This window comes from Pseudactinotalea sp. Z1732 (assembly GCF_049724975.1).
GTDB lineage: Bacteria > Actinomycetota > Actinomycetes > Actinomycetales > Beutenbergiaceae > CALKWS01.
The window spans coordinates 17,029-37,173 of record NZ_JBMPQC010000002.1 but is presented as its reverse complement, the minus strand read 5'-3'; the positions used below and the strand labels follow the sequence as shown (position 1 = coordinate 37,173).

At 68.9% G+C, this 20,145-nt stretch carries 16 protein-coding genes; 8 read left to right on the top strand and 8 right to left on the bottom strand.

Going from position 1 to position 20,145, the window contains the following annotated elements:
* Position 1 precedes the first annotated feature (1 nt).
* The 4 genes from ACPL7H_RS04015 to ACPL7H_RS04000 all read right to left on the bottom strand — a co-directional run bounded on the left by ACPL7H_RS04015 (position 2) and on the right by ACPL7H_RS04000 (position 6,514).
* A complete protein-coding gene (locus tag ACPL7H_RS04015; protein WP_424795830.1) occupies positions 2–955 on the bottom strand; it encodes a carbohydrate ABC transporter permease in 954 nt (317 codons plus the stop codon).
* A gap of 8 nt (positions 956–963) precedes the next feature.
* Positions 964–2,259: an ABC transporter substrate-binding protein gene (locus tag ACPL7H_RS04010; RefSeq protein ID WP_424795829.1), complete on the bottom strand. Its 1,296-nt coding sequence runs from the start codon at positions 2,257–2,259 to the stop codon at positions 964–966.
* A gap of 98 nt (positions 2,260–2,357) precedes the next feature.
* On the bottom strand, positions 2,358–4,340 hold the full coding sequence (locus tag ACPL7H_RS04005) for a beta-galactosidase (protein WP_424795828.1): 1,983 nt from the start codon (positions 4,338–4,340) through the stop codon (positions 2,358–2,360).
* Complete coding sequence (locus ACPL7H_RS04000) at positions 4,337–6,514, bottom strand: family 10 glycosylhydrolase (RefSeq protein ID WP_424795827.1); 2,178 nt, start codon at positions 6,512–6,514, stop codon at positions 4,337–4,339. The genes ACPL7H_RS04005 and ACPL7H_RS04000 overlap by 4 nt, the downstream gene beginning before the upstream one ends.
* A 71-nt stretch (positions 6,515–6,585) precedes the next feature.
* Between ACPL7H_RS04000 and ACPL7H_RS03995 the strand changes: the two genes are divergently transcribed.
* Together ACPL7H_RS03995 and ACPL7H_RS03990 are read left to right on the top strand one after the other, a co-directional pair.
* Positions 6,586–7,476 carry a hydroxypyruvate isomerase family protein gene (locus ACPL7H_RS03995; protein ID WP_424795826.1) on the top strand — a complete coding sequence of 297 codons (891 nt, stop codon included), beginning with the start codon at positions 6,586–6,588 and terminating at the stop codon, positions 7,474–7,476.
* Entirely contained in the window at positions 7,473–8,702 is a 1,230-nt protein-coding gene (locus ACPL7H_RS03990) for a glycerate kinase (RefSeq protein ID WP_424795825.1), read from the top strand. The genes ACPL7H_RS03995 and ACPL7H_RS03990 overlap by 4 nt, the downstream gene beginning before the upstream one ends.
* Here the strand turns inward: ACPL7H_RS03990 and ACPL7H_RS03985 are convergent.
* On the bottom strand, positions 8,666–9,358 hold the full coding sequence (locus ACPL7H_RS03985; protein ID WP_424795824.1) for a GntR family transcriptional regulator: 693 nt from the start codon (positions 9,356–9,358) through the stop codon (positions 8,666–8,668). The two genes, ACPL7H_RS03990 and ACPL7H_RS03985, sit on opposite strands and share 37 nt — an antisense overlap.
* Before the next feature lie 112 nt (positions 9,359–9,470).
* Between ACPL7H_RS03985 and ACPL7H_RS03980 the strand changes: the two genes are divergently transcribed.
* Genes ACPL7H_RS03980 through ACPL7H_RS03970 form a run of 3 tightly spaced genes read left to right on the top strand, consistent with a single transcriptional unit; the run spans position 9,471 to position 11,578 of the window.
* Positions 9,471–10,349 (top strand): NAD(P)-dependent oxidoreductase, encoded by an 879-nt coding sequence (locus ACPL7H_RS03980; RefSeq protein WP_424795823.1) that lies wholly within the window; start codon positions 9,471–9,473, stop codon positions 10,347–10,349.
* Between the two features lie 32 nt (positions 10,350–10,381).
* Positions 10,382–11,044 carry a GntR family transcriptional regulator gene (locus tag ACPL7H_RS03975; RefSeq protein ID WP_424795822.1) on the top strand — a complete coding sequence of 221 codons (663 nt, stop codon included), beginning with the start codon at positions 10,382–10,384 and terminating at the stop codon, positions 11,042–11,044.
* 6 nt (positions 11,045–11,050) lie between these two features.
* Positions 11,051–11,578 (top strand): gamma carbonic anhydrase family protein, encoded by a 528-nt coding sequence (locus ACPL7H_RS03970; RefSeq protein ID WP_424795821.1) that lies wholly within the window; start codon positions 11,051–11,053, stop codon positions 11,576–11,578.
* 24 nt (positions 11,579–11,602) lie between these two features.
* On the opposite strand, the gene ACPL7H_RS03965 is transcribed toward ACPL7H_RS03970, so the two are convergent.
* The 3 genes from ACPL7H_RS03965 to ACPL7H_RS03955 all read right to left on the bottom strand — a co-directional run bounded on the left by ACPL7H_RS03965 (position 11,603) and on the right by ACPL7H_RS03955 (position 15,770).
* Positions 11,603–12,499 (bottom strand): nucleoside hydrolase, encoded by an 897-nt coding sequence (locus tag ACPL7H_RS03965; protein WP_424795820.1) that lies wholly within the window; start codon positions 12,497–12,499, stop codon positions 11,603–11,605.
* 110 nt (positions 12,500–12,609) lie between these two features.
* Positions 12,610–13,866, bottom strand: coding sequence for a DNA polymerase IV (gene dinB / locus ACPL7H_RS03960; RefSeq protein ID WP_424795819.1), 1,257 nt, complete (start codon positions 13,864–13,866; stop codon positions 12,610–12,612).
* A gap of 140 nt (positions 13,867–14,006) precedes the next feature.
* The gene (locus ACPL7H_RS03955; protein WP_424795818.1) at positions 14,007–15,770 is read right to left on the bottom strand and encodes a hypothetical protein; all 1,764 of its coding nucleotides are present in this window, start codon (positions 15,768–15,770) and stop codon (positions 14,007–14,009) included.
* Between the two features lie 62 nt (positions 15,771–15,832).
* On the opposite strand from ACPL7H_RS03955, the gene ACPL7H_RS03950 reads away from it, so the two are divergent.
* The 3 genes from ACPL7H_RS03950 to hrpB all read left to right on the top strand — a co-directional run bounded on the left by ACPL7H_RS03950 (position 15,833) and on the right by hrpB (position 20,037).
* Positions 15,833–16,231: a type II toxin-antitoxin system VapC family toxin gene (locus ACPL7H_RS03950; RefSeq protein ID WP_424795817.1), complete on the top strand. Its 399-nt coding sequence runs from the start codon at positions 15,833–15,835 to the stop codon at positions 16,229–16,231.
* A 417-nt stretch (positions 16,232–16,648) separates the two neighbouring features.
* Positions 16,649–17,293: an ATP-binding protein gene (locus tag ACPL7H_RS03945; RefSeq protein ID WP_424795816.1), complete on the top strand. Its 645-nt coding sequence runs from the start codon at positions 16,649–16,651 to the stop codon at positions 17,291–17,293.
* A 167-nt stretch (positions 17,294–17,460) separates the two neighbouring features.
* Positions 17,461–20,037, top strand: coding sequence for an ATP-dependent helicase HrpB (hrpB, locus tag ACPL7H_RS03940; protein ID WP_424795815.1), 2,577 nt, complete (start codon positions 17,461–17,463; stop codon positions 20,035–20,037).
* Positions 20,038–20,145 lie beyond the last annotated feature (108 nt).

Below are 20,145 nucleotides of genomic sequence, written 5' to 3'. Positions count from 1 at the left end.
ATCAGTCTCCGTAGAACACCCAGTACTTGGACAGGGTGAAGTGCACCGCCGTGATCAGACCGATCACCACCAGGAGCACCCATGCCAGCGCCGAGGCGAACCCCATATCGAAGTTCACGAAGGCCTGTTGGTAGATGTACAGGGTGTAGAAGAGCGTGGAGTCCATCGGCCCACCGGTCCCACCACTGACCACGTGCGCCTGGGTGAACGCCTGGAACGAGCCGATCGTCTGCAGGATGAGGTTGAAGAAGATGATCGGGGTGAGTAGTGGGATGGTGATGCTGCGAAACTGCCGGACCACCGAGGCCCCGTCGACGCGCGCCGCTTCGTAGAGTTCCTCCGGGATCTGGCGCAGCCCGGCCAGGAAGATCACCATGGGGGAACCGAACGTCCACACGTTGAGCACGATGAGGGTGGACAGCGACGTGGAGGGGTTCTGCAACCAGTTCGTCCCCTCGATTCCGATGAGTCCGAGCACCTGGTTCACCAGGCCGTTGTGACCGAAGATCTGGCGCCAGAGCACGGCCACCGCCACGCTTCCGCCGAGGAGCGAGGGCAGGTAGTAGGCGCTCCGGTAGATCGTGAGGCCCTTGAGACCCTTGTCGAGCACCAGGGCGATCGCGAGGGCGAAAGCGAGTTGCAGCGGTACCGAGATCAGCACGTACATGACGGTGACGCGCGAAGCGTTCCAGAACCGCACGTCGTCGAGGAGCCGCTGATAGTTCTCCGCCCCGACGAAGGTCGGCGAGCTCAGGATGTTGTAGTCGGTGAAGGACAGGTAGAGCGAGGCCAGCATCGGGATGGAGGTGATCACCACCAGCCCGACGAGCCAGGGAAGCATGAAGAGGTGTGCAGCGCCTTCCTGGCGCCGCACACTTCTCCTGCCCTTGCGCTCCCCGGCCTCGTCGGGTGGAGGGCGAAGAGTCTCGGTCCGTGCCGATGTGCTCTGGGCCATGGTGTGGGTCAGTCCGCCGCGCGGTCGATACTGCGGGTGACCTCTTCGATCATGGAGGCGGCGGCTTCGGAAACGCTGGTGTCACCCAGCGTGACCTCTTCCAGGACCCGCTCCATCACGTCCCGCCAGGTACCACTGCCCGGAGGTGCCTCGTAGCGGGGCCGCCGGTTCGGCACCTCACGGTCGTGGTTGACGACCCGGATCATCTCCAGTTCCACGTCGTTGGCGAACTCCTCGTACTCCTGGGCCACACGGGGGTTGGGTGGCACACCCATGGACAGCCCGACGCTCTGCTGCATCGCCACGTTCGAGCTGCAGTAGGTCAGCACGTGCCCGGCCAACTCGGCCTGGTCGTCCTCCAGGCCGGAGTAGATCGCCATCCGCGGGAAGTACAGGTACTGGTGTCCCTCGACGGCGTCGGAGGCGATCGGCAGGTTCCGCAGGCGGAACTCGTAATCGGGGTACATGGGCGCCTCGTCGACGATGTGATTGGAGTTCCCGAACCACAACAGGCAGTCATCGCCCACGTCGGTCCAGCTCACCTGGACGCCGTCCTGTTCGCTGATCGAGGCGGTGGCGCCGGCATCGAGGAGGTTCTTCCACCACTCGATCCAACTGGCCAAGCCGTCCTCGCTGAAGCCCGGTCGGCCGTCCTCGGTCCACAGATCCTCGCCGCGTTGGCGCAGCCAGCCCTCGAAGGGCAGGTCGAAGTGGGCACCGAAGGGCAGGGCGCGCCGCCCGTGCGGGTTGTTCTCGGTGTAATCCACCGCGAACTCCGCGATCCAGTCCCAGGACCAGTCCTCGGGCAGTTCCACCCCATCCTCCTCGGCGAAGGTGTGGTTGTACCGCACAACCGGGATCGAGGAACCGTGCGGCATGGTGTTGTACTCACCATCCAGCTTGAAGTCCTCGATGTCCTGGTCGCTGAAGTCGGACAGGTCCAGGGAGTCCAGGTCATCCAGTCGCCGGTAGAGCCCGTTGGCGTGGTACGTCAGGACTTGCGGCGAGGGGACCCAGAAGATGTCCGCCACGTCGCCGGCTGCCATCTGCGTCGTCATCCGCTCCTGGAACGCACCGTAGTCGGCGAACTCGATATTGAGGTCGATGTCCGGGTAGTCCTCCTGCAGTGAGGCGAGGCCCTCCGCGTACCGCTCGCGGCGCTGGTCGTTTCCCCAGAACGCATATCGGATGCTTCCGGAGGCGTTGCCACCCCCGCCGGCAACCCCACCGCAAGCGGCGAGCACACCGGCGCCGGTCACGGCTCCGGCCAGTACCAGAAGACTGCGTCTGCTGATTTCCTGCATGTCCTGCTCCCTTCGTTGGAAGTACTCGGCCGCGTACGGACCGGTGGCCCTACTCTGCGAGATCCCAGATTGTCTGTCAAGTATTCATGCCGAACTTGTTACCAAACGGTGTCGATCACCTCGAACCGACCGAACTCCGGTAGTGAGATGACCAGATCGCGGCCCTCGATCGCCCACTCGGGTTCGGCGCCCGCCACGCGGGCGCGCACCACCGGGTTGGAACTACGGGCCGGCATCCTGAGGGTGGCGGCCCGGATCGGCACCGGTTCGAGGAAGCGCTGCGGGCCGTCTCCGGTGCGGTTCAGCAGGTGCACCACGGTGCGCCCGGGAGCCTGACCGTGCACGATCTGCGCCTGTACCGGGAGGTCTGTCTCGATCTGACGCGCGTGGCCGCTCAGGCTCAGCACCTTCTCCACCCAGGCATCGCGGACCCGGGCCAGTCCGATCTCGCGGTACACCAGGCCCGGTCGCCACGGGATCATCGCCAACCGACCGGCGCCGACCCGAGCGCTGACCCATCCCGGATGCCCGGTCCGGCGGTGCCCGTAGCACTGCTCGGGAGGCCCGTAGCGGGCCCGGCCCAGCGCCAACCAGTCACGTTCGGCCTCGGGGTCCGGCTCGAGGACGGCGAACCCGCCCACCACCGGGGCCAGGTCGCCGCCATCGGTGTCGCGCATGCTCAGGTGCAGGGATCGGGTCGCCTCGCCCGCGGCGTACCGGGCCAGTTGCCGGGCCGGTCCCCCACCGCCCAGCTGTGACCGACCCTCGACCCAGGCCGAGTCCCCGGTCGCCACCACGGCGGCCCCCACCGCCAGGGCCGCATCGAGCGAGGCGGCCGCGGCGGGATCCAGGACGCCCAGGTCTGGCAGCACGATCAGGTCGTAACGTTGCGGATCCACCTCGGGCAGCGAGTCGAGCGCGACGACGTCGAAGGGCACGTGGCGCTCCGACAGCGCCAGATAGCAGCCCTGGAACTCCGATCTGCGGTCCGTGCTCTGCTCACCGGTTCCCCGCACCAGCGCCACCCTGGCCGCAGAGTGCAGCCCGTCGTAGAGGTCGGTGTTATCCCGGTGGAAGCGAACGATCTGACCGCCCACCTCCAGCGCCACGTACGGGCTGTGCGCGGTTGTACCCATTACGTACGTGGAGGGCTGAGCGCCGTGGGCCATGGCTTGGAGCAGGTACTGGGCGAAATGCTCAGGGTCCTCACCCGCCCAGCGGTAGGGCATGTCAACGAAACCGACGGAATTGACCAGTACCGGGCGCATCGGATCGCCCGAGCGTGCGGCACTGACCGCCTCGGCGGTGGCGTGGTGCCACAGCGGCCGGCCGACGGCGTTGTTCGCCTCGTGGAACGTGACGTCGGCGCCGGCCCCCTGGATGAGTGCCGCATCGGGGTTGAGCCTGTGCACATGTGCCCGCATCCTGGCGGTCAGATCCTTCAGGACCTCGGTGGTGTGCTCCCGCCACCTCGGATAGGACGGAGACGTGTGCTCGGTGGGCAGTGGCACGCCGGGAGCGAAAGCCCGGAACCCTGCGTGACAGGCCTCGCACTGACACACTCCCCAGTAGCGGCGGGAGTAGTCGTACTCGTTGAACGAGAGCCAGTTGAAGAAGAAGCCGCTCAGATCGTAGGCGCCCAGAACCTCGGCGACGACGTCGAACATCACCTGTTGGTAGTACGGTCCGCTGGGACACACGCTGGAGTAGCCGTTGTAGACCTGGTGGGTGCCGTGGGTATCGACGAAGCACCACTCCGGATGCGCTTCGGCACGGCGGGCGTCCACCTTGGAGAAGTCCATCCGGCCCAGAACCCGCAGGCCACGGGCCTTGGCTGCCGTCACGGCGTCACCGATGAGGTCTCCGGACTCGCGTTGCGCCAGCGCCGGATTAACCGTCTGGGAGCTCAGCGTGCTCGGATAGTTGGCGATGATCCCGGCCGTGCTCAGCAGCCAGACGTTGGCCCCGTACGCCTCGATGACGTCGAGTTCGCGGTCCACGTCCAGGCCGGCGTCAATCTCCCTCAGGTTGGTCTGGAAGGTTCGGAAGGGCCGGGTCCACCAACGTGCCTCGGAGTTCATCGCTTCCTCCGCTCCGCTGCCGGCAGTGAACCTTCCAGGCCGTCGGGGACGCCGTAGTCGGAAGCACTCCCCTCCCCCGTCTCCCAGACCAGGTGCACCACCTCCAGGACGCCGATCTGACCGACCGGGACGCGCAGTAGCCCGTCGCGCACCGCGATGGAGACGTCGGCCTGGGCAAGGAGCAACCTCACCCGGGCCCGCCGTGCACCGTCCGGGGCGCGAGCCACCACCTCCTGATCGCGGACGGGCATGGTGCAGCGCCGCTGCCCGCGCATCGCCATCGGGTCGTTGAGGTTCACCAGGGTCACGGCCATCTCACCCTCCGCCCGGCGCACCGCCACATCCAGCAACCCCGGGCCCCGGACGTCCACGAGGGGCGCCTGCTCCCCCAGGGCCCAGCGCACCGAGTTGGCGATCAACTCCCCGTGATCGGACTGCAGGGCGGTCCAGAAGATCTGCCCCACGTTGAAGGCCAGATAGACCGTGCGGCCGCCGGAAGGGTGGTCGCGGGCCACTACCGCAGGCGTCGGTTCGCCGGGGCGGGGATAGACCTCCTCCATCGGGAGATCGGGGTAGTCCGGCACGAACTCCAGTACCGTCGCGCCCTCAGCCGCCTCCACACCCAGGACGTGCGTCCCCCCGACGATGCGTTGCGCGCCGGCGAAGCCGCCGGTGATCGGGTGCTCGCCGGTGAGCGCGACGTAGTTGTTCTTGACCGGCCCCCGCGGCCCCGAGGTGAGCCGCACGCCCAGGAGCGGCCCGAGCGCGAGCTCTGGATCGCCGTCGTCGGCTCGCCGCAGACTGGTGTCGTGGGCTGCGACCACACTGCCGCCGGCGGTCACGAAGGCCTCGATGACGCCGGTCTGTTCGGCGGTCAGATCCGGGCAGGCGGGGAGCACCAACACCCGCACGTGCCGCAACCGGTGCATGCTGAGCATCTCGGCAGCGATGTACTCGAACGGGATCCGCGCCTCGATCATCGCCTGGTAGAAGCCGTTCTCGTGTTCGGCCGCGTGGCGGCGCCGCTCGCTCGTGCCCTGTGCGCGCACGTCCAGCAACGCAACCTCGGCGGTCAACGGCAGCTCGAGCGCTCGCTCGCAGCGGGCGTGCAGCTCGAAGGCCTGCACCACCGGCGCCACCCAGCGGTCATCGAAGTTCTCCGCCTTGAACTTGGTGAACCAGGGACGCGCTCCTTGGGCGAACCCGTCCACGATCCAACTGACGAGTTCGTGCGGGTTGGTGACCGAGTCCTTCCATCGCCACTCCCCGTGCTCGGGGCCCACGGATGAGATCAGCGCCACGGGACGGTCCGGGTACATTCCCCGGCTGCGCTTGCCGATCTGCCCGGAGGTCCAGGCCGGTTCAAGCCCTGAACGCCCCTGTTTGTCGATGAAGAACATCGGATAGCGGTCATCGACCAGTTCGTGCACCAGGTCGCGCGTGAGATTGGCTCCGCGGTTGGGAATGAAGCGCACGTGCGGCTTCACCGCCCGCACCGCGTCGTCCCAGAGCACCACGAGCTCGCTGAGTTTGTGGCCGCGCCAGTTGCGGTAGGCCGCCCACGCCGGATCTCCGGGGCGGTCCGGATGCGGCAGGTGGTACCCGGTGTCGTCGCGAAAGGCCCGGGCGGTGGCCTCGGCGTAGGAGATGGTGTCGTGACCCTCCCAGCGGTTGGCGAAGACGGCGTCGACGTCGTAGTTGCGCACGATCTCCACCGCGACGTCGGTGATGAAGTCCCGGTGGTAGGAACTGAACGGGTCGGTCCACCACACCCCGGGCTGGGAGACGTGCGGGATCGGTTCGCCGTCCGCGTCCCGGGCGAGCCACTCCGGGTGGGCGGTGGCTGCGTCGGCGTGGATGGCGTGCGGATCAACCCGAGCCATCACGTGCATGTTCATGGATCGGGCGGCCCGGACCAGCGTGCCGAAGGGATCGGAGTCGCCCAGGTGGGCGCTGCGGTGGTGCAGCGGAATCTGGGTGGGATAGAAGGCCATATACCCACCGGCGCTGAGGCAGAGCGCGTTCGACTTCGATCGGCGCATCACGTCGATCCAGAAGTCTGGGTCGTAGCGCGAGGGGTCGTCGTCGGTGAAGGTCAGTTGCGTCCACCGGGTCGCGCCGGTGAACCAGTCCGGTGTCCGCAACGGCCGCCGAGCGTCCGATCGGCCCTCCATGAGCGTCACTGCAAATCCCCGTCCACATTGATTGACAGACAAGTTAGCATGTAAGCCATCATGGCACAATCATGAACGATCCGTATCCGGTCAGATCCGTCGGGCACGCTCACATCGCGGACAACCTACTGGAGAACCGAAAGGCCACCATGCGCGACTCCCACTTCACCTACAGCGCGAACATCTCGATCATGTTCGCCGAGCACCCCATGCTCGAGCGCCCGGCGGCAGCCGCTGCGGCAGGGTTCGAGCACATCGAGATGTGGTGGCCGTTCGCCACGGCCTCGGCCGAGCAGGACGACGTGGACAGACTGCTCAGCGCCATCGATGCGGCGGGCGTGGCGCTGCGTGGCCTGAACTTCTACGCCGGCGACATGGCCGGTGGTGAGCGAGGGGTGGCCAGCCATCCCGACCGCGTAGCGGAACTTCAGGCCAGTACCGCGCCGCTGCTGCAGATCGCGGAGGCCACCGGCGTTCGGCACTTCAACCTCCTGTACGGGCGGCGCGACGAGCGCTGGAGCGCGTCGGAACAGGACGAGACCGCGGTCACCTCGATCCGCGCCGCGGCACAGGCCGTGTCCGGTATCGGTGGGACGGTCCTGCTCGAGCCCCTGGCCGAGGGACTCAACGGGGCTTACCCACTCACCCGACCGGAGCACGTGATCGCACTGCTGGACGGCCCGCTGGCGGACCTGGACAACGTCGCACTGCTCTACGACGTCTTCCACCTGGGCAGCAACGGGTTCGACATCGTCGGCGGGGTGGCCGCCCTGGCCGAGCGGATCGGTCACGTCCAGATCGCCGACTCTCCCGGGCGCGGAGAACCCGGCAGCGGCGCCCTTCCCATCGCTGCTGCCCTCGATGCCCTCGCCGATGCCGGCTACCCAGGCCTGATCGCCTGCGAGTACATGCCGACCACCCGCACCGAGCAGACCCTGGGTTGGCTCGGGCGGACCGGGTGACCGCTGCATCCCGCCCGGCCGGGCACGAGGATGGGCCCGCGGGGAATCATGGCGCAGGGCCCCGGGTGCTGCTGGCCGTGGACAAGTTCAAGGGCTGTCTTCGCGGCCGTGAAGTAGCCGCACACTTGCGCGAGGGCATTCTGGCCGCTCTGCCGAACGCGCGGGTGCGGATGCATCCGGTCTCCGATGGCGGGGACGGATTCGCCGACGAACTCACCGCTCACGGCTTCACCCAGCATCGGGTCGCGGCCCGGGACGCGCTGGGCCGGCCGATCGTGTCCTCATTCGCGTTCGGGCGCGGTACCGCAGTGGTCGAAATGGCACAGGCCAGCGGGCTGCAGCTCATCGCCCCCCAGGAGCGCTTGCCGCTGCAGGCCGACACGTTCGGCTTGGGTATGGTCCTGCAGGCAGCCTCGTTGCTGGGGCCGGACAGGATCGTGGTGGGCGCGGGCGGTAGTGCTACCAACGATGGCGGTGCGGGTGTTCTCGCCGCGCTGGGTGCGCGACTGTTCCGGGAGGACGGCAGCGAACTGACCACGTACGGGCCTGCGGCGCTGACCCAGGTGCACCGTGCGGACCTGAGCGGGCTGAGCAGATGGCGGGGACTGGACATCCAGGTGGCCACCGACGTGACGAACCCCCTCCTCGGCCCCTCCGGAGCGGCCGCGATCTTCGGACCGCAGAAGGGCGCCGGCCCGGCCCAGGTGCAGTTGATCGAGTCCGCCCTTCTCAATTGGGCCGATGCGCTGGAGGCGCCCGGCACCGAGTCCGGGCGGGACCGGCCCGGGGCGGGAGCGGCCGGCGGGCTCGGGTTCGGCCTCTGCGCCGGCCTGGGAGCGGAGGTGGTGGACGGGCTGAACACCTTCGCCGCCCTCTCTGGCCTGGCCGAGGCGGTGGCCTGGGCCGATGTGGTGATCACCGGTGAGGGCTCCCTGGATTCCCAGACCACCTCGGGCAAGGCGCCCTCCGGGGTGCTGCGCTACGCGACTGGTGCACGACGTCCGTGCTGGGTGGTCGCGGGCCGAAGCGAGTTGACCGATGAGCACGTACGCGCGCTGGGCTACCGGGGTCAGCGGGCCTTGATGGACCTCGCACCGGATGAGCAGGAGAGCCTGGCGCAAGCGCCGCGCTGGCTGCGCCAGGTCGGGGCCGGGCTGGCCGCTGAGTTCACCGAAGCAGCACCACGGCCTCAGCCGCTCTCGGCGCCGCCGTCCGCCGAGGCCTGACCAATCGTCTCGTGGCGAGCCAGCAACTGGTCCCGAGCACTATGCAGGTGTGAGCGGATCGCATCGACGGCCGCCTTCGGGTCACGTTCCTCAAGCGCCGCGAACACCGCGCGGTGTTCACCGTCGATCACACGGGCGTGCAGCAGATTGCGGTCCTGGACCTGCACCATGCAGATGTGCGCCTCTCCCATCAGTGTGCTGTGCAGCCGGGTCAGGCGCGGGCTGCCCGCAGCGTCCACGAGAGCGCGGTGCACCGCTACGTCACAGCCGGCCATCCGGTCATGGTCACCGCGATCGGCCCAGACCATCAGTTCCACGGCGTGCTTGATCGCTTCCTCCGGAGCCGCGCCCTGCGCGGCGAGCCGGCGGATCGCCTCGGCCTCGAGCAGCACCCTGGTGTCATAGAGGTCGGCGATGTCCTGCGCGGTCAGGACCGGGGCCCGGGCGCTCCGGTGGATGGTGCGTTGCAGGAAGCCGTCGGCCACCAGCCGCTCAACTGCGGCTTTCGCCGTCGTGCGCGCCACACTGAACCGGTCGGCAACGAACTGCTCGGTGATCGCCGCCCCCGGTTCGATCGTCCCGGTTATGACATCCACGCGCAGGGACTCGGCGACCGCATCCACCAGCGAGACCGCATTCAGCGCTACACCCCTCATCGCACCCCTTCGATTGTCAGACTAGATTGCTTGCCATTCATTAGTGTGCCAGGATGGCCGAGCATTCGGCAGGGTTCACGCTCGCCGACCAACGACGCAGATGGGAGATCACATGGCAGCCATCGGCTTCATCGGTCCCGGGATCATGGGCGCGCCGATGATCGACAACTTGGTCGACGCCGGACACCAGGTCCGAGCCTTCGGGCGTTCGGCCACGTCCCGGGAACGAATCCAGGCGGCCGGCGCGACCGTGGCCGATTCTCCGGGCGCCGCCGCAGCAGGAGCCGACGTCGTGGTCACCATGCTCCCGGACACCCCGGATGTGCAGGCGGTGCTGCTGGGCGAGCACGGGCTGGCTCAGACCCTGGCGGCGCCGCAGGTGTATGTGGACATGAGCACCATCCGTCCGGATGTGACGCGAGAGATTCACCGGGTGTTGTCCGAACGGGGTGTCGGCGTGCTCGATGCGCCGGTCAGCGGGGGTGAGGCCGCCGCGAAGGAGGGCACCCTGAGCATCATGGTCGGCGGGGAGGCGAGCGTACTCGCGAGCGTTCACGAGGTCCTGGCGGTGATGGGGGCCACGATCACGCACGTCGGCCCGGCAGGATCGGGCCAGTTGACGAAGGCCGCGAATCAGTTGATCGTCGCGGCGAACATCCAGGCGGTCGCTGAGGCGATCGTGTTGTTGGAGTCAGCCGGAGCCGACGTCGGTGCGGCGCTCAGCGCGATCGGTGGCGGACTGGCCGGCTCAACAGTGCTGGAGCGCAAGCGGGAGGCGTTCCTGGCGGGCACCTTCGCACCGGGGTTCCGGATCGACCTGCACAACAAGGATCTGCGCATCGTGCGCGACACGGCCGACGACGCCGGGGTGGGCCTGCCGATGACGGCGACGGTCTCCCAGTTGATGGTGGCGGCCGGGGCGAAGGGCTACGGCGGGCTGGACCACTCGGCGCTGCTGAAGGTGACCCGGGAGTTCAACGGCGCAGATTGATGGGCAAGTGAGCCTGTGACACAGTTGATGCCATGACTGCTGAGTTCTCGTTGGCACCCTCCTCCCTGACGGATGCGCTCTACGACTCGCTTCGGCTACGCATCATCAATGGGGAGATTGCCGCCGGGGAGAAGCTGACCGAGGCGCGGGTCTCGAGTGAGTACTCGGTGGCCCGCCCGACCGCGAAGGCTTGCCTGGAACGGCTCACGGCGGCCGGTCTGCTGCGCCGGACGGCGCACAAGACGGCGGTGGTCCCCACGTTCGGTGTCGAGGAACTGGAGGACCTGTTCATCGCCCGCGAGGCGGTGGAGAAGGCCGCGATCGAGCGCCTCTCCACGGCCAGGACGGTGCCGCAGGCCGCCGTGCACGCCCAGGGCGCGATCGAGGTCGCCGCCGAGCAACTGAACTTTCCGGATCAGGTCACCGCTGATATCGAGTTCCACTCGGCGCTGGTGGATGCAGCCGGCAGCACCAGGCTCGCCAAGATGCACTCGCTCATCATGGGTGAGGTGCACCTGACGATGGGGCAGTTCCAGGCTCACCGGGCCACCAGTCCGGGGAACGTCGTGGGTGAACACGCGGCCATCATGGAAGCCATCGAGCGGGGCGATACGGACGGGGCCGCGCAGGCGCTGGTGACCCACCTGGAGAACGCGCGCGACCGGTTGATCGCACGCGCCACGAAGGAGCAGTGAATCGCCATGCCATTGATCGAGTTCGAGGGCCAGGCCCCTGACGTTCACCCCGACGCATGGGTTGCGCCCAACGCCACCGTGATCGGCCGGGTGACGCTGGGAGAGGGTGCGAGCGTCTTCTACGGCAGCGTGTTGCGCGGTGACATGGAGAAGATCGTCATCGGTCCGGGGAGCAACATCCAGGACGGATGCGTCGCCCACGTCGACCCCGGTTTCCAGGTAGTGGTGGGATCCAACGTCTCGGTGGGGCACCGGGCCATCCTGCACGGGTGCACCGTGGAGGACGACTGCCTCATCGGCATGGGCGCCGTGGTCCTCAACGGCGCCCGGATCGGTGCCGGCACGCTCGTTGCGGCCGGTGCTGTGGTGCCCGAGGGCGCGGACATCCCGCCCGGCTCCCTGATCGCCGGCGTTCCGGCCAAGGTCCGGCGCGACCTGGACGAGGAGCAGATCGAGGGGCTGCGGCGCAACGCTGCCGTCTATGTGGATCTCGCGCGGCGCCACCGGGCGGCGAACGGCGGAAAGGGCGCCTGACGGTCCAGCTCCGTCAGGGGAGGATCAGTCACGCGCGAAGGCCTTCAGTTTGCCGAAGAAGTCCTCGAGCATGAAGCGGGCATCGATCGCCTCGGCCACGCGGATCCGAGTCCCCGTGGCGGCCTCCTCATAGCCACCGGCCTCGGTGAACCGGACCGGGGACTGCTCACGCCACTCGGCACTGACCGGGCTGATCATCAGCCCGATCGCCGGGGTGTCCCCCAGCGGGCGGCTCTCGATCGGCAGCGCGTGATGGGCGGCGTTGAAGTCCAGCAACTGCTGCACCAGATAGTCGCCGATACGCCCGTGCGGGCGGACGCGCTCCTCCAGCTCGGCGTAGCCGACACTGATCATCCGGTACGTCGACTGCGGTACCTGCCAGATCTCGATCCCGGATGCAGCAACCACGTTCGCTGCCGCGACGTCGTTGGACAGGTTGAACTCGATCTTCCCGCCCTGCGGCAGTTTGTGGCCGTACGGCGCACCCCCGATCCACACCACGGTCACCTCCCGGTCCACGATCGCGGGCTCGAGCAGAATCGCGGAGGCCATGTCGGTAAGCGGACCGAGGAAGGCCACGAAGAGGGGACCCGCGCCCTCCCGCATCGCCTCATCGACTATGAGGCGGGCACCTGGGGAGTCCACCGGGGTTCGCTCATCTGGAATCGCACCCTCCGCCCCGTTGGCGACCACCACGTCTCCCTGCATATCCATCAGCCGCAGGATCAGATCCACCTCCTCGGCGCTCTCCTGCAGACTCTGGTTCGTGCGACGCGTGCCGAAGTGGGCCGGAATGATACCGCGCAGGTCGAACATCGGGGTCAAGAGGGCATGCACGATCGCGAACTGATCATCCGCCTCATTCTTGGCGTCGGTGTTGACGATGACGCGCCGCCGTTGGGCGGGGACTGGCAGGCTCACTACGGCTCCTTTGCGTGACGACTCTCACCTGCACCTAATCACGGCACACCCCCCGGTGCCCCTCAACCCAAGGCGCCGTGCCCAAACCCGGATACGCTCCCGCGGGAGCGTCACACCTCTCGCTCGGCCAACCCGCGGAAGTCGTCGGGCACTCCCCCGGCCCCGCCCAGGGTGGCGGGGAGATAGCCGACGGCGCTCCTGCCGAATCGCTTCCGCGCGGTGTCCATCGAGTGGTCCAGCGCCCAGCGGGCCGCGCCCGCCTGTGATCCGGGGCGCCAGGGGTCGGCGAGGAGCGGCAACTCGAGTTGGACGGCCTGCTGGGTCTGCAGGTTCGAGACCGCGATCCCCAGCAGGGTGACCTCCACGCGGTCCCCGTCTTCGGCGTCGATGGCCCGCCAGGCCAGTGTCTCGGCCACCTCGGTGAGCGTGAGTGTCGCGGAGACCGGCTGCGCCAGCGTGTGGGACCTGCTGGCCGTGCGCATCCCCGGGTACCGCACGCGCACCGTGACCGTGCGCCCGGCCCGGCCCTTGGCGCGCAGCCGCCCGGCGATGCGTTCCGCGAGCCCGCCCATCACCCGGCGCACCAGTTCGGGCGAGACGGCCACCCGGCCCAGCGCGGACTGGGCGCTGACTGACCGGGCCCGGTTCGACGTCGTCACCCGTCGGGGGTCCTCGTTGTGCGCGAGACTGTGCAGTTTGGCGCCGGCGGCACTGCCGAGGAGGTGCTCCAGCACCGGCCGTCCGAGGTCAGCGAGTTCAGCGATGGTGTGGATCCCGAGTTCGGCCAGGCGGCGCTGCGTGACCGGGCCGATGCCCCAGATGAGCCCGACCGGGAGCGGGTGCAGGAAGGCGGTCTCCTCGTGGGGCTCCACCACCACCAGCCCGTCCGGTTTGGCGACCTGGGAGGCGATCTTGGCCAGGTGCTTTGTCCGGGCGGCACCGACCGAGATCGGCAGCCCGACTTCGGCGCGCACCCGGCGGCGGATGAGTTCACCGATCCGCGCCGGCGGGCCGAACAGGTGGACCGAGCCGGTGACGTCCAGGAAGGCCTCATCGATCGAGACGCGCTGCACGGCCGGGGTGAGGTCGCCCAGGATGGCCATCACGTCGTCGGCGATCGGCTGATAGCGATGGAAGTGCCCGCGGATGAAGATGAGGCCGGGGCAGAGTTCAGCCGCTCGCCGGCCCGGCATCCCGCCCTGCACGCCATGAGCCTTGGCCTCATACGAGGCCGCCAGCACCACGCCACCACGCGCGCTGCCACCGACGGCCACCGGGCGGCCCCGCAGGCCCGGCTCCAGCAACTGCTCGACCGAGGCGTAGAACGCATCGAGGTCGGCGTGCAGGATGGTGGGCCCGGTGGACACAACTCGTAGTGTAAACGAACATATGTTCGATTACTAGTGAGGCTGAGTATTGAGACGGCCATGCGGGCAGCGGTGAGCGTGAAGGCGCCCGGGATGGACGTAACAGGCCACTGCGTCGACCGGAGGCCGGCGGCTCCCGCCTACGGCGCTGTCTCGGCGAGCCAGTGGTCGCGCATCTCCACCATGTCTTGGCGGGCCTGTGAGGTGAGCAGGTCCGCGGTGCCCAGTTGCACCACGCCGTACTGATCGCGAGGGTCCACCCCGATCGCCCGCAGCATCGGCTCGGCGCGCTGCGACACGCTGCCCTTGATGCCGAAGGACGCCAGCAGTTCTCCGACCGAGATCGCCGACCCCCGGTCCCCCACGGTTCCGTTCGCCCGGCCGATCACCCAGGCCACCGCCGCGGCGGCCCGGACCGGAGATGCCTTGCGCCGGAAGATCACCGGATCGGTAGTCGCGACCCGGGCCAGGAAGCGTCGCATCGCGGTGCGGTGCTCACTGTCCAGCAGGTCCTCGGCACACTGGTCGCAGGTATCGAGCACCTGCTGGACCACCGGGTAGATGTCCTGCGCGATGCCGGCCCACTCGAAAGCCTCTTCAGGCAGCGGATCAACATCCAACTCCAGCAACGCACGCCGCCCCCCGACCGCCCGATCCAGGTCCCGCAGGACGATCTCTGCGACGCCGGTTTCGGTGCTCTGACGAAGGAACGTAGCCAACTCGCCCGCGACCCCCGGGGGCCGGTCGGCGTGGATGAGTTCGTTGTACCGCGGCTCCCATGTGCCGACGGCGGCGAGAACCTGCTGCGTCAGGCCCCCGCGGATCCCGGCCCGCTCGTGGGCGTAGCGAATGAAGGCACGCAGCAGGTCCGGCAACTTCGCCAGGAAGGTGGCTTCGGCGATGACCTTGCGCGGGAACCAGTCGGCGAGCAGGATCTCCACATTCACCTGGCTCCAGCGCAAGGGGTCCCCAGAGCCGTAGTCGGTGCCGAACCACAGCACGCTGCGCAATAGGTCGCGGTTGTCGGGCCGATCCAGGGCGCGCCCGACAGCGGAGGTGAAGAAGTCCTGCGCGATCGCCTCGGTCTCTTCATCCGTCCACTGCTTGCGCTTCGGCGCGGCACCGCCGGTGGGCAGCATCCGCACGATCCACTCCACCGCGGGTCGGCACATCGGCCAGGTGTCGGTCTCCAGGGGCGGGATGGTGCGGGCACCGAGGTCGATTGCCTGCTCGACCCGTACACGGGTGTCCGCGGGGTCGGCCGGGGCCAGCCGTTGGTCCTGGCCCTCGGGCGAGTCCTGCGGTGGCAACTTCCGGGAGAAGTGCCCCACCACCTCCTCGACCGGCCCCGGCATGAGGAACGCATCCTTGACCACCGTGCCCATGTTGTGGTCGATGTACACCACTGCCGTGATCGACTGTCCCGTGGCCAAGGTGGTGCCGATCAGGTGGTTTTCGCCGTCGCGCAGCACGTGGCTGAGACTCCACGCCTGCTCGTGCGCGCGGGCGTGGCCCAAGCCGGTGAGCCAGTGGGGCATCGGATGACGACGTCTGGTCAGTTCGCGCCCGATCCGTCCGGCGAGCAGGTCGTCCTCGGTCAGCGCCTGGATGATCGTCAGCGCGGCGGTCGTCTCCGCGTAGGGAGTGCCGATAAAGGTTTCGACCAGTTCCGCCAGGCTGACCGGGGCCTCGGCGAAGGGGTCGTGGGGCAGAGTGGCCGCCATCAGGCTGCTCACGGCGCCAAGCAGGTCCAGCGGCTGATCACTGCGAAGCGCCTGGCGAAGCCCCTGGAACAGGCTGAGGTGTTCGGGCGTCTCCGACACCGCAGGCCCTGGCTGGACCGACGTCAGATGACGTTGCTGCGGGCGGCGCTGGTGGCCCTTGCGGCGCTTCTTCTTCGGCATTTCCCCAGGATAACGACCAGGCTCACACCCGTGAGAACAGGGCCTCGTGGTGCCAGACCTGCGTGGCGGGCCTCCCCGTCATCCTGGTCGACACCGACGTGCTCATCGCACATCTGCGCGGTATCCCGGCGGCACGAGCGTGGTTACACGAGGCCCGCGCGGCGAGCTCGCTGGCGGTCAGCGTGGTCACGATCGCCGAACTCGCCGGGGGTATGCGTTCAGCCGTGCGACGCGCGGTCTGGAACCTGCTGTCGATCATGCAGTCCATTCCGGTCACCGAGCCCATCTCGCGCACGGCCGGTGAGTTCGTGCGCGAGTTCCGGCGCAGCCACACCAGCATCGGTCTACCCGATTACCTGATCGTGGCCACGGCCGCCCATGCCGGAGCCGAGATCGCCACGCTCAACGTCCGGCACTTCCCGATGTTCCAGGACCTACAGCCATCATTCGCTGTGCGGTGATCTCGCCGCACGACCGATCTCAGGTGCCGCCGCTGCGGACCCTCCAGGCAACCGTCGCGGCACTCTGTCCGACATCTGTTCAGGTAGCGGACCCCAGAACTGCTCGATCCAGTTCCGAGCAGTTTCCCCGCTGGACGGTCCGTGATCCGTGCCGTCCATGGCCCAGACCGAGCAAGCCCCGCTCGGGGACATCGGTCACCGAGTTCAGCGGCAGGCGATGTCGAACTCCACCTCGAGGGCGACGTCGTGGCGGTGCCGGTTAGCAGGATCATCGGACACAACGAGCGCTGGCCGTAGGCAGGCGGCAGGCGGCAGGCGGCAGGCGGCAACCATCGGAATGCCCGCGGAACAGGTGAGCGGTGATGTTTAGATCGGGCACTGGTTTCGGTGTAAACCGGGCACTACTCAGTGCGTAAAATGAGCATCCGTAGGTGCGTAGAACGGACACCGGCGAATATTTGCCAACGAGAGGACCTGACCAGCATCTGCCTCAACACCGCGGGCCTGGTCAATCTGGCCACGTTGTCTGAGAGCACGGGCATCGACCGAAGGACAGCCCGAGCCTACGACCTGCTCCTGGAGAACCTGCTGGTCACCGAGCAGATACCGGCCTGGTGGACGAACCGGATCAAACGCCTGGTTCAAAGCCCTAAGCGCTACGTCATCGATTCCGGTCTCGTCGGCGCGACACTCGGGCTCGACCGCCAGGGCGTGCGCAAGGACGGCAACATCCTGGGACGGCTGCTCGATACCTTCGTGATGTCCCAACTCCGGGCGGAAGCAGCCGCAGCCGCAGCGCGAGCACGACTCTTCCACCTGCGCACCCACGGTGGACGCAACGAGATCGACCTCATTGCCGAGTACGAGGACGGCCGCGTGTTCGGCATCGAGATCAAAGCGGGCAGTGCGCCCACCCCACGAGATGCCCGACACCTGCGCTGGCTGGCTGACGAACTCGATGATCAGTTCATCGGTGGTGCCGTGCTGCACACCGGCCCGCGCCGCTACCGCCTCGACGACCAGATCGTGGCCGCCCCGATCTCGGCGCTGTGGGCGTCATAACCCTCGCGACTACCGCGAACCGCCGCGATCAGGCTGCGCGTTCACCTCGAGCCAGTCGCTCACGCGGAAGCATCACAGCGAGCGGTGGCGGCCACGCGCTCCAGCGGGAGCACAGATGGAGGACATAGCTCCCGCTCGGCAAGCCCGTCCTGCGGCACACTGGCCGGGTGCCCGCTGACCCGTTCGCCGCGCTGCTCGCCGACCCGCCGGACCTGCCGGTGCGCCACGGTCTGGAGCAACTGGACGAGGCCCTCAGCGGCGGCGGCACCGCGGTGCTGCAGTCCCCGCCGGGCAGCGGCAAGACCACCCTGGTTCCCCCGGCGCTGGCGGCGGGAACCGGTGCGCGGGTGGTCGTCACCCAGCCTCGCCGGATCGCCGCACGGGCCGCGGCAGCCCGGCTGTCCCACCTGATCGGTCGTCCCGTGGGTAGCGAGGTGGGCTTCAGCGTCCGGGGTGAGCGCCGGGTCTCCCCGGGCACCCGGGTGGAGGTGGTCACCGCCGGGCTGCTGCTGCGCCGGCTGCACGCCGACCCCGAACTGCCCGGCGTCGGCGCCGTCGTCCTCGATGAGGTGCACGAGCGCCACCTGGACACCGACCTGCTGCTGGCCCTGCTCGTGGACGTGCGCTCGGCGCTACGCGAGGACCTCACGGTGCTGGCGATGTCGGCCACGATCGAGGCCGAACGGGTCGCGGCCGTGCTGGGCCCGGCCACACCGGTGGTGACCGTGCCGGGCCGGCTGCACCCGGTCACGACCAACTGGCGCCCGCCGCCGGCCACCGCCGCCCGCCTCGACCAGCGCGGCACCACCCCGGCCTTCCTCAACCACGTCGCCACCACCACCGCCGAGGCCATGCGGGCCGATGACGGCGATGCACTGGTCTTCTTGCCCGGCGCCCGGGAGATCGACGACGTCGTACGCCGGTTGCGTAGCGCCGGTGCGCTGCCGGCAGGTACTGACGTGCTGGCCCTGCATGGGCGCCTGCCGCCGGCCGAGCAGGACCGCGCACTGCGGGAGGGCCGACGACGGCGGGTGGTCGTCTCCAGCGCCGTCGCCGAGTCCTCGCTCACCGTGCCGGGAGTGCGGATCGTCGTCGACGCCGGGCTGGCGAGGGTGCCGCGCACCGATCACAACCGCGGTCTGGCCGGTTTGGTCACCCGCAACGTCAGTCAAGCCGCCGCCGAGCAGCGCGCCGGCCGGGCCGGACGGGAGGGCCCGGGCCAGGTGTACCGGTGCTGGGCCCAGGCCGACCATGCCCGCCTCGATGCCCACCCCGCACCGCAGATCCACACCGCCGACCTCACCTCCGCGATGCTCGAACTGGCCCGCTGGGGCACCCCGCGCGGTGAGGGCCTGAACCTGCTGGATGAGCCCCCAGCCAGCAGCGTCCAGGCTGCCGAGGCCGTGCTGGTGGAACTGGGTGCGATCGATGCCGCCGGAATGATCACCGCTCGCGGGCGGGCGATCGCCGACGTCGGTGTGGAACCGCGGCTGGGCCGGGCGCTGCTGGATGGTGCCGGTGAGGTCGGCGCGAACCTCGCCGCCGAGACCGTGGCCATGCTGGACCAGGACACCCCAGCCCCCGGCGGTGACCTCACCGCACTGCTCCGCCAACTGCGCCGGGGCGGGCAGGCCACGGGTGCGTGGGAGCAGCAACGTCGCCGGCTGCGCGCCGCCCTTCCCGGCAGCGGGGCGCGCTCCACCCCGCCGGCCAGGGTCACGCCCGGACGCCGGGGCGTCGACGGCAGCACAAGACTCGACCTGGCCGTCGGCACGGTCACCGCCCTGGCCCACCCCGGCCGCATCGCCCGGTTGCGGCCGGGCGGGTCCACCTACTTGATGGTCGGCGGCACCGGCGCGCGCCTGGCGCCGGGCAGTGCCCTGGCCGGCAGTTCGTGGCTGGCGGTCGCAGACGCCGCCCGCTCCCCCGGGCAATCCGATGCCATCATCCGCGCGGCCGCCCCGATCGATGAGGCCACCGCGCTGGAGGCTGCCGGTCGTGCATTGTCGGAGGAACGCGAGGTGACGTGGCACGAGGGTCGTATCCGCGCCCGGCAGGTGCTGAAGCTGGGCGCGATCGAACTGTCCAGCCAGCGTCTGGTCGATCCCGATCCCGGTCTGGTCGCCCGGGCGGTACGCGAGGGTCTGCAGGCGCAGGGCTTGGACCTCATCGGCTGGCCGGCAGCGGCGGCCGGGTTACGCCGTCGGCTGTCGTTCCTGCACGCCGCGCTCGGCGCACCCTGGCCGGATGTCTCCGACGAGGCGCTCCTCGACACGGTCGAGCAGTGGCTCGGCCCGGACCTGGCCCGGGTGCGGACCACGGCGGACCTGCGCCGCATCGACACCACGGCTGCGCTCCGGCGCCTGCTTCCCTGGCCGCAGGCCGGTGAGTTGGACCGCCTCTCACCCGAACGCATCGAGGTGCCCAGCGGGTCGAAGATCGCGGTGGACTACACCAACCCACAGCGCCCCGTGCTGCCGGTACGGATACAGGAGGTGTTCGGGTGGGACCAGGCGCCGCGGCTGGCCGGGGGCCGGGTGCCGCTGGTGTTGGAACTACTCTCACCGGCTTCCCGACCGGCCGCCGTCACCGCAGATCTGGCCACGTTCTGGGCCTCCGGTTACCCGCAGGTGCGCGCGGAACTGCGTGGCCGCTATCCGAAGCATCCCTGGCCGGAGGACCCGACGACGGCGAGGCCCACCACGCGGACCAAGCGCGCCTCCCGGCGCGCTCGCGACGCGTGAATCATCCGGGCGAACCTCCTCATCTCGTCACGAACTTTCCTCATAGGGTTGGTTGACGGTGGTGAATTACCCTCGCTAGTTTGTCGGGCGAAGCAAAGGAGCGCTCCG

Coding starts and splice junctions, on each gene's coding strand:
- ACPL7H_RS04015 (WP_424795830.1), bottom strand. CDS start 955: ATGGCCCAGAGCACATCGGCACGGACCGAGACTCTTCGCCCTCCACCC.
- ACPL7H_RS04010 (WP_424795829.1), bottom strand. CDS start 2,259: ATGCAGGAAATCAGCAGACGCAGTCTTCTGGTACTGGCCGGAGCCGTG.
- ACPL7H_RS04005 (WP_424795828.1), bottom strand. CDS start 4,340: ATGAACTCCGAGGCACGTTGGTGGACCCGGCCCTTCCGAACCTTCCAG.
- ACPL7H_RS04000 (WP_424795827.1), bottom strand. CDS start 6,514: ATGGAGGGCCGATCGGACGCTCGGCGGCCGTTGCGGACACCGGACTGG.
- ACPL7H_RS03995 (WP_424795826.1), top strand. CDS start 6,586: ATGAACGATCCGTATCCGGTCAGATCCGTCGGGCACGCTCACATCGCG.
- ACPL7H_RS03985 (WP_424795824.1), bottom strand. CDS start 9,358: ATGAGGGGTGTAGCGCTGAATGCGGTCTCGCTGGTGGATGCGGTCGCC.
- ACPL7H_RS03980 (WP_424795823.1), top strand. CDS start 9,471: ATGGCAGCCATCGGCTTCATCGGTCCCGGGATCATGGGCGCGCCGATG.
- ACPL7H_RS03975 (WP_424795822.1), top strand. CDS start 10,382: ATGACTGCTGAGTTCTCGTTGGCACCCTCCTCCCTGACGGATGCGCTC.
- ACPL7H_RS03970 (WP_424795821.1), top strand. CDS start 11,051: ATGCCATTGATCGAGTTCGAGGGCCAGGCCCCTGACGTTCACCCCGAC.
- ACPL7H_RS03955 (WP_424795818.1), bottom strand. CDS start 15,770: ATGCCGAAGAAGAAGCGCCGCAAGGGCCACCAGCGCCGCCCGCAGCAA.
- ACPL7H_RS03945 (WP_424795816.1), top strand. CDS start 16,649: ATGAGCATCCGTAGGTGCGTAGAACGGACACCGGCGAATATTTGCCAA.